Source organism: Synechococcus sp. LA31 (assembly GCF_018502385.1).
Lineage (GTDB): Bacteria > Cyanobacteriota > Cyanobacteriia > PCC-6307 > Cyanobiaceae > Vulcanococcus.
On sequence record NZ_CP075523.1, the window covers coordinates 1,979,346 to 1,994,232 of the forward strand.

Annotated in this window: 13 protein-coding genes; 6 read left to right on the top strand and 7 right to left on the bottom strand. The window is 65.7% G+C overall.

All coding sequences use genetic code 11. The features are described from left to right. The first annotated feature begins 37 nt into the window (after positions 1–37). A complete protein-coding gene (locus KJJ24_RS10800; protein ID WP_250545018.1) occupies positions 38–1,333 on the top strand; it encodes an APC family permease in 1,296 nt (431 codons plus the stop codon). On the opposite strand, the gene KJJ24_RS10805 is transcribed toward KJJ24_RS10800, so the two are convergent. Continuing rightward, positions 1,312–2,676: a four-carbon acid sugar kinase family protein gene (locus KJJ24_RS10805; RefSeq protein ID WP_214338647.1), complete on the bottom strand. Its 1,365-nt coding sequence runs from the start codon at positions 2,674–2,676 to the stop codon at positions 1,312–1,314. The two genes, KJJ24_RS10800 and KJJ24_RS10805, sit on opposite strands and share 22 nt — an antisense overlap. A gap of 14 nt (positions 2,677–2,690) precedes the next feature. Between KJJ24_RS10805 and KJJ24_RS10810 the strand changes: the two genes are divergently transcribed. Next, a complete protein-coding gene (locus KJJ24_RS10810; RefSeq protein ID WP_214338649.1) occupies positions 2,691–3,884 on the top strand; it encodes an FAD-binding oxidoreductase in 1,194 nt (397 codons plus the stop codon). Here KJJ24_RS10810 and KJJ24_RS10815 read toward each other — a convergent pair. Both KJJ24_RS10815 and KJJ24_RS10820 read right to left on the bottom strand, forming a co-directional pair. Then, positions 3,863–4,696 carry a galactose mutarotase gene (locus KJJ24_RS10815; RefSeq protein ID WP_214338651.1) on the bottom strand — a complete coding sequence of 278 codons (834 nt, stop codon included), beginning with the start codon at positions 4,694–4,696 and terminating at the stop codon, positions 3,863–3,865. The genes KJJ24_RS10810 and KJJ24_RS10815 overlap by 22 nt on opposite strands. Further along, positions 4,693–5,565, bottom strand: a complete 873-nt coding sequence (locus tag KJJ24_RS10820) for an alpha/beta fold hydrolase (protein WP_214338653.1) — start codon at positions 5,563–5,565, stop codon at positions 4,693–4,695. Before KJJ24_RS10820 ends, KJJ24_RS10815 begins: the two co-directional genes overlap by 4 nt. A 57-nt stretch (positions 5,566–5,622) precedes the next feature. On the opposite strand from KJJ24_RS10820, the gene KJJ24_RS10825 reads away from it, so the two are divergent. Next, positions 5,623–5,931, top strand: a complete 309-nt coding sequence (locus KJJ24_RS10825; RefSeq protein WP_214338655.1) for a hypothetical protein — start codon at positions 5,623–5,625, stop codon at positions 5,929–5,931. Here KJJ24_RS10825 and KJJ24_RS10830 read toward each other — a convergent pair. Beyond that, positions 5,928–6,488: an isoprenylcysteine carboxylmethyltransferase family protein gene (locus tag KJJ24_RS10830; RefSeq protein ID WP_214338657.1), complete on the bottom strand. Its 561-nt coding sequence runs from the start codon at positions 6,486–6,488 to the stop codon at positions 5,928–5,930. The genes KJJ24_RS10825 and KJJ24_RS10830 overlap by 4 nt on opposite strands. Further along, a complete protein-coding gene (locus tag KJJ24_RS10835) occupies positions 6,448–7,785 on the bottom strand; it encodes a cation:proton antiporter (RefSeq protein ID WP_214338659.1) in 1,338 nt (445 codons plus the stop codon). Before KJJ24_RS10835 ends, KJJ24_RS10830 begins: the two co-directional genes overlap by 41 nt. A gap of 98 nt (positions 7,786–7,883) precedes the next feature. On the opposite strand from KJJ24_RS10835, the gene KJJ24_RS10840 reads away from it, so the two are divergent. Genes KJJ24_RS10840 through KJJ24_RS10850 form a run of 3 tightly spaced genes read left to right on the top strand, consistent with a single transcriptional unit; the run spans position 7,884 to position 13,870 of the window. Beyond that, positions 7,884–10,304, top strand: coding sequence for a phosphoketolase (locus KJJ24_RS10840; RefSeq protein WP_214338661.1), 2,421 nt, complete (start codon positions 7,884–7,886; stop codon positions 10,302–10,304). Further along, the gene (locus KJJ24_RS10845; protein ID WP_214338664.1) at positions 10,304–12,829 is read left to right on the top strand and encodes a glycogen/starch/alpha-glucan phosphorylase; all 2,526 of its coding nucleotides are present in this window, start codon (positions 10,304–10,306) and stop codon (positions 12,827–12,829) included. Before KJJ24_RS10840 ends, KJJ24_RS10845 begins: the two co-directional genes overlap by 1 nt. Positions 12,830–12,835: 6 nt before the next feature. Then, a complete protein-coding gene (locus tag KJJ24_RS10850; RefSeq protein WP_214338666.1) occupies positions 12,836–13,870 on the top strand; it encodes an acetate/propionate family kinase in 1,035 nt (344 codons plus the stop codon). Here the strand turns inward: KJJ24_RS10850 and KJJ24_RS10855 are convergent. After that, positions 13,830–14,279, bottom strand: a complete 450-nt coding sequence (locus KJJ24_RS10855) for a hypothetical protein (protein WP_214338668.1) — start codon at positions 14,277–14,279, stop codon at positions 13,830–13,832. The two genes, KJJ24_RS10850 and KJJ24_RS10855, sit on opposite strands and share 41 nt — an antisense overlap. A 36-nt stretch (positions 14,280–14,315) precedes the next feature. Next, entirely contained in the window at positions 14,316–14,615 is a 300-nt protein-coding gene (locus KJJ24_RS10860; RefSeq protein ID WP_214338669.1) for a hypothetical protein, read from the bottom strand. Positions 14,616–14,887: the final 272 nt, after the last annotated feature.

The window sequence follows — 14,887 nt, forward strand, 5'->3', positions numbered from 1 at the left end:
GCCATCACCAGAACCGAACAGCGGTGGATTGCTATCCGTGTTGGGCTTGGCCTTCGGCCTGGCAGGGTCGGTGGGAGGCACGATCGGCGCCGGCATCCTGCGCACGCCAGGTCTAGTGGCTACCCAACTCGGCACACCATCTCTGGTGCTTGGCGCCTGGCTGCTGGGGGGGATCTATGCCCTCATGGGGGCCATCTGCATCGCCGAACTGGCGGCCAGCCTCCCCCGGGCCGGCGGGTGGTACGTATATGCCGAGCAAGCCTTCGGCCGCCGCGCCGGCTGGCTGGTGGGCTTCACCGACTGGCTCGCCCACTGCATCGGCCTGGCCTGGGTGGCCACCACCGTGGGCGAACTGGTGTCGGAGCTCATGCCCTGGCCTGCGCAGGCCATCGGCCTGGCCGTGCTGGCCCTGTTCAGTGGCATCCAATGGCTGGGTGTGCGGGCCGGTGGGGCCAGCCAGGAGCTGCTCAGCCTGGTGAAAGCCGTTGCGTTTCTGGGCCTGGCGGCCGCCAGTTTTCTCCTCCCCGCCACCCAAGGAGAGCCCGTGACCCTGGCTGCATCGGGCCCGTTAGCCCAGGGGTCGGCCCTACTAGTCGGAGCGGTGTTGGCCCTACAGGCCGTGATCACCACCTTCGATGGCTGGGCCTCACCGGTGTATTTCGCTGAGGAATTCAGTGAGCCCGCCCGGGACTTACCTCGCTCCCTCATCGGTGGCGTGTTGGCCGTGCTGGGGCTCTATCTACTGATCAATGCAGCGCTGTTGCACGTGTTGCCGATGCAAACCCTCAGCGCGGCGAGCCTCCCCGCAGCCGATGCGGCCCGCAGCCTGATGGGCCCAAAGGGAGCTCAGGTCATCACCGCCGTGGCGCTGGTGTCCTTACTGGGGCTGATCAACACCGTGGTGATGGCGGCACCACGGATCCTGTATGGCCTGAGCCGGGATCGGCTGATGCCGGCCTTTCTCACCGAGGTGAACAGCGGCGGCACCCCCGTAGCCGCCCTGCTGCTCACCAGTGGCTGCGCGGCCTTGCTGGTGCTGGCTGGATCGTTTGATCATCTCCTGGGCATGGGTGCCTTCCTGTATGTGGGCCTACCCCTGAGCGGCATCGCTGCCCAGTTCCAGCTACGCCGGCAGCAGCCCAACCTGCCGCGGCCGTTCCTGAGCTGGGGCTATCCGCTCACCCCGGTGCTTGTGGGTGCCGGCTCCCTGGCCTTCCTGATCGGAGCACTGGCGAGCGACACAGCCGACTCACTCTTGGCTCTGGCGCTCGTGGGCCTGGGGGCCATCGCCGGTGAGCTGTGGCGCCAGCCTCAACCATCAGGCGCGAGCTGAACCATCAACTGCCAGGCCTGGCACAACGTGCCGGCATCTCCCAAATTGCCTGGGAACGTCATCACCGGCAGGTCGCGGGCGAGCACCACCGATAAACCAGGCAAGAGCTGTCCCTGCAGCTCCACTGCAGCGCAGTGCAAACCATCGGCGAGCAGGGTGTGGGTGGTGATGCCGCCCTTGCTGATGATCAGGCCCAGCTGCGGAGCCAGTGCCGCGGCCAGCCGCGCCATCAGGGCGGCCAGCGCAAGGCCAAAGCGGCGGCGTTCCCTGGCCGACGCACACGTCAGCTCACCGCGGCTGCTGAACAGCACAGGCGTCTGTCCCCGCTGGATCAGCTCGCGCATCTGATCCAGCCAGCCGCGCTCGAGCGAGCCAAGCAACTCCGCTGCCGCCGGCCCATCGAGCACCCGAGCCAGCTTGGCCACAGGCAGTTCCACCCCCTGGCAAGAGGCCTCCTCCAGCAACACCGCAAGCTGCTGATCGGCCAAGGGCACATGGGAGCCCACCATCACCAGCGCCGGCAGCGGATCACCACCCGGGCCACGCCGCCGCAGGGCCGCCAACCCCACCTCATCCAACGGCTGGGGAGGTAGCGGCACCAGACCATTGATCAAGCTGGCAGCCGACTGAGCCAGCAAACACCGGGGCCGCGCTGAGGCGGGGTCAGTCACGGCCCAGATCGCAGCACCAAGCCTCTCAAGCTGCACGGGGCGCTCGGCATCAACCGCCACCACCGCCTGACCGCACAACCCTGCAAGGCGCTCTCGCAGCTGCTCCGGCGGGCCATCAAGCTCCGGCAAGGCAATGCGCTCCACCGCCCCTGCGGGAATCGCTCCAGCGGTTTTCTCCTCAACCCACATCGCCAGATCGCTGCTGCTGAAGCCAAACAGCCGATCACGGGCGAAGGCCGTGCTGTGCACCGGCTCTCCGTGGAGGTAATGCACTCCCTCGCGCGTGGTGCGGCCACCCGGCAGGAAGGCCGGTGCCAGCAAGGTGGCATCGAACGGTCCGAGCTCCTGCTGGATCACAGACACCTCCAGCGGGAAATGGCCCCGCAGGGTGGAATCGCCGCGGCTCACGATCAGCCAACGATCCAGCTCACCCGCTGCCTCGAGCTCAGCCAGCACGGCGCGCAGGCCCTGGCAGATCTCGCGCACGCGCTGCCGCGCTGCCGCGGGCTCCAGGGCACGGGTGTTTGCCAACACGAACAGCAGCTCCGAGGGATGGCGCAATCCCTGCCGCAGGCTGTCCAAATCCCAGCGCAACAGCAGCGGTGCGCTGTGCACCGTCTGCGACCCGGTGGGGTCGTCATCCAACACGATGACCTTGCGCCGCTCTGCCATGGCACCATCGTGCCGTGATCTGCCCTGAGCCCAGCGAGCTGCAGGAGCTGGTGCGGCTGTGGCATCAGCAGGCCCGCCCCTGGCTGCCCGCCGGCAGTGGCAGCCGGCTCGACTGGGGGGCTTCTGTTCTCCCCGCACCGGGAGAGCAGAAGCCGCTGGTGGTCGGCATGGCTCAGCTGAATCGGTTGGTGGAACACTGCGCCGGCGATTTCACCGTGACCGTGCAGGCAGGCATGCCCCTGCAATCGCTGCAATACGACCTCGCCAACAAGGGCCAGTGGCTGGCGATTGATTGGCCCTGGGGAAGCGGCCCAGGCGGAGAGAACAGCGGCACGGTGGGCGGGCTGGTGGCCCGTGGGCTGGCCGGGGGCTTACGCCAGCGCTATCTGGGCGTGCGCGATCAACTGATCGGGATCCAGCTGCTGCGGGCTGACGGCACCGCTGCCAAGGCCGGCGGCAAGGTGGTGAAAAACGTGGCCGGCTACGACTTGATGCGGCTGCTCTGCGGCAGCTGGGGCAGCCTCGCCTTGATCACCGAACTCACCCTGCGCACGTATCCATTGCCGCGGCATCGAGGAGGCCTGTTGGTGCAGGGGTCGTTGGCGGCCCTGGAGCAGCTGCGGCGCCGTTGCCTTGCCTCGGCCTTGATGCCGCAGCGGCTGGATTGGTGGAGCCCCGCCCTGGCAGGAAACGGGCAAACGGCCCTCCTCCTCAGCCTGGCCAGCGTGAGCAGCGCTGCGATCACCGATCAACTAGCGCAGCACTGCAGCGCTGCAGCCGCCCTGGATCTGGACACAAAGCAGCTCGATTGCGATCAGGTGCTGGCCCTGGAGGAGCGCGGCCGCCAGGGCCAGAGTGATTGGCTGCTGCAGCTGGGTGTGCGCCCCGCCCAGGCCGTGGAGTTGCTCGCTCATCCAGCCCTGGAGGGGGTGGCCTGCAGCCTGGCCGCAGGGGTGGGTCTGGGGATGGCCTGGGCTGCCGCCGCTGAGCTGCCCAGCTACCGGGTGCAGCAGCTGCGGGAGCACTGCGCCGCCCTGGGGGGACAGCTCAGCGTGCTGCAGCAACCGCCAAGCCCCACACCACTGCTGTGCTGGCAGGCCAGCCCTGCCAGCCGAGTCATCGAAGCGGTGAAGCGTGAATTCGATCCTCTGCAACAGCTGGCCCGCGGCCGCCTGCCTGGCGTGGTTCAGACGGGCCGAGTCACATAGCGGCAACGGAGCTCGCTGTGCTCACCGGGGAGCAGCTTGCGTTCCCATTCACCGCGGCGGGCACTCCAGGGCTCAAGACACACCATCGGCCGCGGTGGATCACTCCACACCACGGCATGAGCTAAGGGCGCTTGCATCTGCAGCTGCACCGCCGTGTTACGACCCGTGAGCAACCAAGGCTGCGGCGCCTCTCCGTGGCTGCCATCCACCCGCAGATCCACCCCCTGCTCCAGCCGAGCCAGTTGATCGGCGGTGGCCGCTTCGGTGTGGCTGAGGTGATCGAAGCAGCGTTCCGGCAGGCCCTCCAGCCGCGCGGCCGCCAGGCTGAGCACCTTGAGATAGGGATGCAGCCCCAGGGCAAACGGCATAGCGGTCTCGCCTGAGGGATCGGTGCACTCCACCAGGGCTCGGATGGCCAGAGCGCCGGGCTCGAGGCTGTAGTCCAGCGTGAGGCGAAAGCCAAAGGGGTAAACGGCACGCGTCACCGGGCTATCGGTGAGGGTTAGCCGGATCCCAGACGCCCCCTGCAGCTCCTCCAGTTGCCAGGGCTGATCGCGCGCAAAGCCGTGCTGCGGCAGCGCAAACTCATCGCCGGCCAGGGTCCCGCACACGGGAAACAACACCGGGATCCCGCCGCGCACGCTTTTGCTGGGATCGGCAAAGCGCTCGGCATCAAAATACAGGCACTCCTCACCCCCGCAGCGCCAGCCAGTGATCAGGCCGCCCCGCTCGGGCACCACCTGCAACTGATCCCCATCTGCAGCGGTGACCTGCCAATGGGGGAACGGCGCGTCTACGCGGCTGAGGGTCATGGAAGCGCGGCAAGCCACTCCAACATGGCCCGGTTCACCTGATCTGGCACCTCGTCATGGGGGCAATGACCGGCTTGAAGCACCACCTCGGTGGTGTTGGTGGGGGCGTGGCGCTGGAAGGCACCGCGGCGGCCGGCGGCATTGATCCAGGGGTCGCGGATGCCCCAGAGCAAAAGCAAGGGTGCCTGCAGCTGGGCGAACAGCTCATCGAGGGGTTGGCCGCGGGGAATATCGAACACCGTGCGGAACACCCCGAAGGCTCCGGGATCGCGGCTGGGCCGCAGGATCGACTCCACCAGTTCGTCGTCCACATTGGTGGAATCGACGTACACCTGCTTGAGGGTGCGGCGCACGTTGGCTGGTCGCCGCATGTTTTCGAACAGCAGCCGCTGCAGGATCGGACTTTTCAGCAAGGCTCCACCAATGGTGCGGCGGGCGATGGCACCCCAACCCTTGGGCTCGCCCTGCTCATCGGAGAAGGGGCCAGCCGCATTCAGCAGCACCACCCCAGCGCACTGATCACCCAGGGCGGCTCCGGCCGCCAGCGCCGCGTAGCCCCCCAGTGAATTACCCACCAGCACCGTGGGGCGGCCGATGCGCTCCTGCACGTAAGCCACCAGCTGATCGCGCCAGAGGGCACCGCCGTAGCGGGGGCCTTCGGGTTTGGCGCTGCGGCCAAAGCCCAGCAGATCGAGGGCGTGCACCTCGTAGTGCTCCGCTAGCGCCGGAATGTTGAACCGCCAGTGGTCGGTGGAGGCACCGAAGCCATGCACCAGCAGGATCGCGGGCCCCGCCTGTTCAGCCTGCGGTGAGCGGCTGAGGCTATGGATCGGATGGCCTTGATAGGTCCACCCCGCTGCAACGGTCACCGGCAACTGAAGGCTGGGTGGTTGATGCTAGGGAGATCAACCACGCCCCCTGCCCTCGTGCCCGACTGGATTCCCGAGAGCTGGGCGCTGTTACTGCCGGGCAGCGCCCTCTGGGCCCTGGCGCTGTATCTGCCGCTGAGCGCACCGCTCTCCCGCCTCGAGGAGGCCCTCGCCGAAGGGCCGCTGGATGAAGGCAGCCAGCTGGTGGCCCTGGTGGTGAGCAGCCTGCTGCTGGCCCTCGGCGCCGGCGTGGTGATCAACCTGGTGCTGGGTTGGGCCCTGGGGCCTGGCTGGGGCACCAGCCTCGGCCTGGTGGCCGCGCTCAATGGCCTGTTCTGGGGCCTGGCCGCCAGCCGCAACGACTAAACGCTTGACGCCCGCCAATCCAGCCAGGGCAAACCGGGAACGATCGCCGGCGTGGAGGCCTGATAGGCCTTGTAGCGAGGGTGCACTTGGAGCAAGAAGCGCTCCTCGCGCCGTGCCTTCCCACCGAGCACAGCACAGAGCCCCAGCAACAGCGCCAGGTGAAGCAGGCTGCCCAGCGCCAACACCACCCCAAGCGAGCAGAGCAGCACCGCCTGATACATCGGATGGCGGCAGCGGCCGTAAGCACCGCTGGTCACCAGCTGCGCGCCGGGCTTGGGATCGGGCAGGGGCGTGAGATTCGCGCCAAGCCGCCAGAAGGCCTGGGCAGCCAGCACCAAGCCCAGCAGGAACAACACCACCCCAGCCAGGGCGACGGGCAGTGGCCAAGCAAAACCCCAGCTGCCCGGCGACGGCCAGGGCGGCAACAGGTGGGCGGCGATCAGGGTCATCTGAGCCAACAGCCACCACTCACCGTGGCGGTTGTCGAGCCAGCCGGCCCAGCTGAACTGCCAACCCTCAAGTGGGGATTTCGGCGAGGGGGTCGAGGTCGGGTCCATCGCTCTTACCAGCCAACACCAGTCTGAGCAGCACCGGCGCCAGGAAGGTGGTGCCGATCACCATCAACAGAATGGCGGCCTCGAGCGCCGGGCTGAGCAACTTGGCCTGGGTGCCAAGGCCCAGGAAGATCAGGCCCACTTCACCGCGGGGCATCATCCCCAGCCCTACCACCAAACGCTGGGTGGGCTGTTTGGAAACAAAGCACCAGCCGGCCACCACCTTGCCGGCGATCGCCACCACCAAGAGGAAGGCCGCCACCACGAGGCCAGGGCGGTTGGCCGGATCGAGCGGGTTGAGCACCGAGAGATCCATGCCCGTGCCGATCAACACGAAGAAGATCGTGGCGAACAAGGCCACCACTGGCTTCACCGCCGATTCGATCGCATGGCTGTGGTTCGACTTGCTCAGGATCAGACCAGCTGCGAAGGCACCCAGCGCCGCCTCCAATCCGATAGCGGTGGCCGCAAAGCAGCAGAGGGTGAGCACCACAAAGGAGGCCACCACCACATCACCCGGGGCCTTGAGCCGATCAATCAGCCAGTCGAACCCGGGAGCTGCCGTGCGGCTGAGGCCGATGGCCGCCACCACAAACACCACTGCTGCCGCCACCAGCTTGAGGATCGGGCCGATCTCCAGGCTGCCGCCACCGGCGATGCTCACCACCACCGCCAGGATCACGATGCCAAGGATGTCGTCGAGCACGGCGGCGCCGATCACGATCTGGCCCTCACGCGAGCGCAGCATCTTCAGCTCGCCGAACACGCTGGCGGTGATGCCAATGCTGGTGGCCGTCATCGAGGCACCGGCAAACACGGCCGGAATCACATCCACGTGGAAGATGATCATCAAGCCGGCGGTGCCGAGCGCGAAGGGCAGCACCACACCGGCCACCGCCACTGTGGTGGCCTGGGTGCCCACCGCCACCAGCTCATCGAGATCGCTCTCGAGGCCCGTGAGAAACAGCAACGCAAACAAACCGAGCGTGGCAACGGTTTCGAGCGACGGGAAGGTTTCGGCATAGAGATGCGACACCACATCCGGCGGCACATCCGCTAGCGACCCCACCAGCTGCAGCACCCCGGAACTCACCGCCGCCTGCGTTTCCGGCGGCACGATCAGATGCAAGCCACTCGCCCCGATGATCACGCCGGCGATCAGCTCGCCCAGGATCGTGGGCAGTTGCCAACGCACCAGCAGCTCCGCCAACAGGCGGGCGGCCACAAAAATCACCAGGAAGCGGCCTACCCCAAGCAGGGTTTCAGCCACCTCGAGCTGGTGTGCACCGATCTCGGGCATCAAACACGTGGGCAATTGCGCACGAGAGTCTCGCCTCGGCGGGCCATGCCCTGTGACAACGGCTACGTTCCGCCAAGAGCCTGAAAGGCGTCGGCGCCATGACCCTGAGCCAAGCCAACGCAGTTGCACCGCTATCGGGTGAACAGCTGGATCAGATCGATGCCTGGTGGCGCGCCGCCAACTACCTGGCGGTGGGAATGATCTATCTGCAGGACAACCCCCTGCTGAGCGAACCCCTGCGGCCCGAGCACATCAAGAACCGCCTGCTGGGTCATTGGGGCTCGAGCCCTGGCCAAGCCTTCATCTGGGCCCATGCCAACCGGCTGATCCGCGAGCGTGAGCTCGACATGATCTACCTCTCGGGGCCGGGCCATGGGGCGCCTGGGGTGCTGGGCCCCACCTACCTCGATGGCTCCTACTCCGAGATCTATCCGGATAAGTCGCAGGATGAAGCGGGCATGCGCCGCTTCTTCAAACAGTTTTCCTTCCCGGGCCACATCGGTAGCCACTGCACACCAGAAACCCCGGGCTCCATCCATGAGGGGGGCGAGCTGGGCTACGTGCTCTCCCACGCCTGCGGCGCGGTGTTCGACAACCCGAGCCTGATCGCCCTGGCCTGCGTGGGTGATGGCGAGGCCGAAACGGGCCCCCTGGCCACCAGCTGGCACATCAACAAGTTTTTAAACCCAATCAGCGACGGGGCCGTGCTGCCCGTGCTGCATCTCAACGGCTACAAGATCGCCAATCCCACCCTGCTAGCCCGCATTCCTCACGAGGAGCTGGCCAGCCTGATGCGCGGCTATGGCTGGGAGCCCCTGTTTGTAGAAGGCAGCGAGCCAAAGGCCATGCACCAGGCCATGGCCGCCGCGATGGAGGAAGCCACAGGCCGCATCCGGGCGATCCAGGCGGAAGCCCGCCGCAGCGGCGAGGCCCAGCGGCCCCATTGGCCGATGATCGTGCTGCGCTCCCCCAAGGGCTGGACGGGCCCCGCGGCCTTGGGCGACAAGAAGCTGGAAGGGTTCTGGCGGGCCCACCAGGTGCCCTTACCGAACCCGAAGCACGACACCGCCCAGCTGCAGCAATTGGAGAGCTGGCTGAAGAGCTACCGGCCCTGGGAACTGTTCGATGAGAACGGCACCCTCCAGCCCCACCTGCAGGCCCTCGCGCCCCAGGGCAAGCGCCGCATGGGATCCAATCCCCATGCCAACGGCGGTCTACTGCGCCACAAGCTGCAACTGCCAGCCATAGCCAACTACGCGGTGACGGTGCCGCGACCAGGCAGCGTGCAACACGAAAACACGGCGGTGCTCGGCGAACTGCTGCGCGACGCCATCAGCCTTAACCCCGATTCGCTGCGGGTGTTCGGTCCGGATGAAACCGCCTCCAATCGTTTGCAGGCGATCTACGAGCAGAGCAAAAAGGTGTGGATGGAGGATTTCCTGCCGGAGGATCTCAACGGCAGCGAGCTCTCCCGCAGCGGCCGTGTGGTGGAGATGCTCAGCGAGCACACGCTAGTGGGAATGATGGAGGGTTACCTACTCACAGGCCGCTACGGCTTTTTCCACACCTACGAGGCGTTTGCCCATGTGATCGCTTCGATGTTTAACCAGCACGCCAAGTGGCTCGAGAGCTGTCTGCACCACGCCCCCTGGCGCGCACCGATCGGCCCCTGGACGTGCCTGATCTCCTCAACGGTGTGGCGGCAGGACCACAACGGCTTCACCCATCAGGACCCCGGCTTTATCGATCTAGCCGGCAACAAGAGCGGCGAGGTGGTGCGCGTGTATTTACCCGCGGATGCCAACTGCCTGTTGGCCGTGGCAGAGCAGGCGTTGGTGGAAACCAACGTGTGCAACATCATCGTGAGTGACAAGCAGAAACATCTGCAATACCTCAGCCTTGAGCAAGCCCGAGCCCACGTGGCCAAAGGCATTGGCCTCTGGAGCTGGGCCAGCAACGATCACTGGGGCCACGAACCGGATGAACCGGATGTGGTGATGGCCTGCGCCGGTGACATTCCCAGCAAGGAAACCCTTGCCGCTGTGCAGATCCTGCGCCGGGAAATCCCCAGCCTCAAGATCCGGGTGCTCAATGTGGTGAAGCTGTTTGCCCTCACCGAACCCAGCGAACACCCCCACGGCCTGAGCGGCCGTGATTTCGACAGCTTGTTCACCACAGACAAACCGGTGATCTTCAACTTCCACGGCTATCCCTGGCTGATTCACCGCCTCACCTACCGCCGCACCAACCACGCCAATTTCCATGTGCGCGGCTACAAGGAGAAGGGCAACATCAACACCCCGCTGGAACTGGCCATGAACAACCAGATCGACCGCTTCAATTTGGTGATTGATGTGATCGACCGAGTTCCAGGGTTAGGGTCACGAGCCGCTCACGTGAAGGAGCAGATGAAAGAAGCGATTCTGGCCAACCGCGCCTACGCCCATGAGCACGGCATGGACGCACCAGCCATCACCGACTGGCAGTGGACATCCGCAGACAACAGTGAGGCCAAATGATGAATGAGTCCCAGCCCCGCCATCTGCAACTGCCCACCCCCGGTTGCTACGCCGACCCGGATCGCAGCGGCCTTGAAGCCAATGATGTGTTCGATGGCATGGCCGAACACCTCTTCTACACCTTGGGCAAACTGGCCCCCACCGCCAGCCGCCACGACCTTTATCTAGCCCTGAGCCACGCCGTGCGCGATCGGCTGATGACCCGCTATCTGGCGGGTATCGAGGCGATCAATGCCACTCCCACCCGTGTGGTGGCCTACCTCTCGGCCGAGTTTCTGATCGGCCCCCAGCTGGGCAACAACCTGCTGATGCTCGGCATTCAAGATGCGGCCGAGGAAGCCCTGCGCCGCTTCGGCATCGAGCGGCTCGATGAAATCCTCGAAGTGGAAGAGGAGCCCGGCCTCGGCAATGGTGGCCTGGGCCGCCTCGCGGCCTGCTTCATGGAATCGCTGGCCAGCCTGGAGATCCCCGCCACCGGCTACGGCATCCGCTATGAGTTCGGAATCTTCGATCAGCTGATCCGCGACGGTTGGCAGGTGGAGATCACCGACAAATGGCTCAAGGGCGGCTGGCCTTGGGAAATCCCCCACCCGGATCAGGCCTGCTTCGTGGGCTTCGGCGGCCGCACCGAGAGCTATCGCGATGAGCGTGGCCACTACCGCGTGCGCTGGATCCCGGAGGAACACGCCATCGGTGTGCCCCACGATGTGCCTGTGCTCGGCTACCGAGTGAACACCTGCGATCGGCTGCGCCTCTGGCGCGCTGATGCCAGCGAAAGCTTCGACTTCTACGCCTTCAACATCGGCGACTACTACGGCGCCGTGGAAGAGAAGGTGGGCAGCGAAACCCTCTCCAAGGTGCTGTACCCCAACGACGGCACCGATGAGGGGCGCCGCCTGCGCCTGAAGCAGCAGCACTTCTTCGTGAGCTGCTCCCTGCAAGACATGCTGCGCAGCCTCGAGCAGCGCGGCATCCCAGTGCAGGAGTTCCCGGATCACTGGGCGGTGCAACTCAACGACACCCACCCGGCGATCGCCGTGGCCGAACTGATGCGGCTGCTGATCGACGACAAGCACCTGGGGTGGGATCAGGCCTGGGATATCACCTGCCGCTCGCTGGCTTACACCAACCACACCCTGCTGCCGGAAGCCCTGGAGAAATGGGGTCTGCCCCTCTTCGGTTCGCTCCTGCCGCGCCATCTGGAGCTGATCTACGAGATCAACCGCCGCTTCCTGCAGATGGTGCGCCTGAAGTACCCGGGCAATGAAGCACTGCTGCGCAAGCTGTCGATCATCGATGAGGAGGGCAGCAAAGCTGTGCGCATGGCCAACCTGGCCACGGTGGCGGCCCACCATGTGAACGGCGTGGCGGCGCTGCACAGCGAGCTGGTGCGCTCCAAGCTGCTGCCGGAATTCGCGGCCCTCTGGCCGGAGAAATTCACCAATGTGACCAATGGCGTGACGCCACGGCGCTGGATGGCTCTGGCCAACCCGGCCCTACGCCAGCTGCTGGCCGAAAGCATCGGCGAAGGCTGGGTGGCCGACCTCGATCAGCTGCGCCAGCTGGAGCGCTACGTCGACGACGCTGCTTTCCTGGAGCGCTGGCAGCAAACCAAGCTGGCCAGCAAGCGCAACCTGGCCAACTACATCCATCGCCAGAGCGGTCTGCTGGTGGATCCGGCCTCGCTGTTTGATGTGCAGGTGAAGCGCATCCATGAATACAAGCGCCAACACCTCAATGCCCTGCAGGTGATCGCCCACTACCTGCGCATCAAAAACGGCCAAGCCGAGGGCATGGCACCGCGCACCGTGATCTTCGGTGGCAAAGCAGCGCCCGGCTATTACATGGCCAAGCTGATCATCCGCTTCCTCAATGGCATCGCCGAAACGGTGAATGCCGATCCGGATATGGATGGCCGCCTGCGGGTGGTGTTCCTGCCGGACTACAACGTGAAGCTGGGTGAGCGGGTGTATCCAGCCTCCGATCTCTCTGAGCAGATCTCCACCGCAGGGCTCGAGGCTTCCGGCACCGGCAACATGAAATTCGCCATGAACGGGGCCCTCACCATCGGCACCCTCGATGGCGCCAACGTGGAGATTCGCGAGCAGGTGGGCGCCGACAACTTCTTCCTGTTCGGCATGACCGAAACCGAAGTGGCCGACCTGCACAACCAGGGCTACCGCCCCTGGGAGCTGATCGCCCAGCAACCGGAGCTCGCTGAAGTGTTGCGGCTGGTGGAGCAGGGGCACTTCAGCAATGGCGACGGTGATCTGTTCCGGCCGCTGCTGGAAAACCTCACCGGCCGCGATCCCTTCTTCGTGCTGGCTGATTTCGCCGATTACATGCAAGTGCAGCAGCAGGTCAGCGAGGTCTGGGCGGATCGCAACGCCTGGAACCGCATGTCGCTGCTGAACAGCGCCCGCACCGGCTTCTTCTCCTCCGATCGCTCGATCCGGGAGTACGCCGAGCGGATCTGGCAGGCCGAGAGCTTCCCGGTCTCCATCACCTGCAACCTCGACGACTAACGCACCATGTTGCTGGTGCTGAATGTGGGCAGCTCCAGCCTCAAGGCCGCCGTGCTGGCGGCTGGAGCTGCCCCCACAAAGCGCCTCTGGCAAGCCGGGGCCCAACGCCATGGGCCCCTGGGCGAACAGCTCGATCAGTGGTTGGCACCCCAGCTAGAGCCGTGGTGGCCGCAGCTCACAGCTGCCGGCCACCGGGTGGTGCACGGGGGTGTGCGCTTCACAGCTCCAACCCGAATCAACCCGGCGGTGCTGAAGGAGTTGGAGGGAGTGTCAGCCCTAGCGCCGCTGCACAACCCGCCGGCCCTGGAAGCCATCCAATGGCTCCAGCAGCGGCAGCCTGGCTTAAAGCAATGGGCCTGCTTCGATACGGCCTTTCATGCCAGCCTGCCGCCGGAGGCTTACACCTACGCGCTGCCAGCGGCCTGGCGGCAGGGGGGGCGGCGCCGCTATGGCTTCCACGGGCTTAACCACCAGCACGTTGCCGAATCCGCCCCGTGTCCGCGCCTGATCAGCGCCCACCTGGGGGGCGGCTGCTCCCTGGCGGCGATCCGGGATGGCCGCAGCGTTGACACCACCATGGGCTTCACCCCTCTGGAGGGTTTAGTGATGGCCAGCCGCAGCGGCAGCGTGGACCCAGGGTTGCTGCTGCACCTGCAACGGCAGGGGATCAGCCTGGAGCAACTGGATCAGGGGTTGAACCAGCGCAGCGGCCTTGTCGGGCTCTCCGAGCTGAGCAGCGACTGGCGCGAGCTGCGCAAGGCCGCTGCCGAGGGCCACACCGGCGCGCAACTGGCCCTAGCGGTATTCCTGCACCGGCTGCGGCAGGAGCTGGGCGCGATGGCCGCCAGCCTGGGGGGCGTGGATCAGATTGCGCTCACCGGTGGCATCGGCGCCAACGACCCCAAGCTGTTGGGTGACCTGCAGCCAAGCTTTGCTTGGCTGGGTTCCGTGCGATGGCTGCAGGTGGACGCCGATGAGGAAGGGATGATCGGGCGGCTGATCAACCGGGCAGATCAGGGGTCTGGTGCAGCAGACGGTTGAGCCGCAAGCGGTCAGCGTTGAGCGGATCAGGCGCCAGCTCGCCGGCCAGTTCGCGGAATTTCTGCTCCACCGGCTCGGGAACACGCACATCAAAGATGCGCTCCATCAGCGCCTCGATCGAGAACAGGTGAGCATTGATGTTCTCGAGATCAGCGATGGCCTGCTGCATCGCGTCGGTCTCGCCCGTGTCGGCTGGGCCTGAGGCAGCAGCGGGAGTCAAGGAAGACTCAGCATCGCCGTGGGTTTTCTGGAGCTCTTCGAGCGCACGGCCGGCCAGGGTGCGGAAGGATTGCAGCGCAGCCCAGCTGAGCTCCTGTTGCTGGCGCAGGGTGGGGTTCTCCCGAATGAGACGGTCGTGCTCCCGGTAGAAGCGCTGGCAGTCAGGGCATTGGCAGGGCTCTTCCGGCACCGCAGTCCCCTTGGCATTTCGCTTCCCATCTTGACATCAAGCAGCCTGTCGATCGTCGTCGCTGGCACCAGGAATGGGAATCTCGATCGAACTCACCACCTGAATCACATCGCGGAGCCGCATCGAATCGGCAAACCAGGCCATGGCCTGATCGGTATCCCCATCAGCCACCGCTTCATTGGCGCTGTCTTCATGGGCCTCCGCCAAGAGGGCCAGCCAGCACAAGCAACGGGCCTGAATCACCGAGAGATCGAGCCCATCGGGCAGGTTTTCAACAATCTGCTCGCTTTCCTGTTGCACCAACAGCCTCAGCCGGAGATCATGCAGCTGTGCCATGGGGTGGTGGCGACTGAAACCACGCTAGCGGCAGCGGCCTGATCCGCCATCCCACTACCCGTAGTGCTGGATACCGACTGAAGAATCCGGGCTACGGGGCTGGCGGGACTCGAACCCACGACCTACGGTTTAGGAAACCCAGCGCTACGCGCTGTTGCCGCAAGGGCTCTGAGCCCCTCAGGCGCGGCGGGTTGACCGAAAGTTGACCACTTTGCCCTGAAAGGCCACGGTCAATCGCCTCTCAAGGGCGCCCGCTCAGCCGGCTGGGTGCG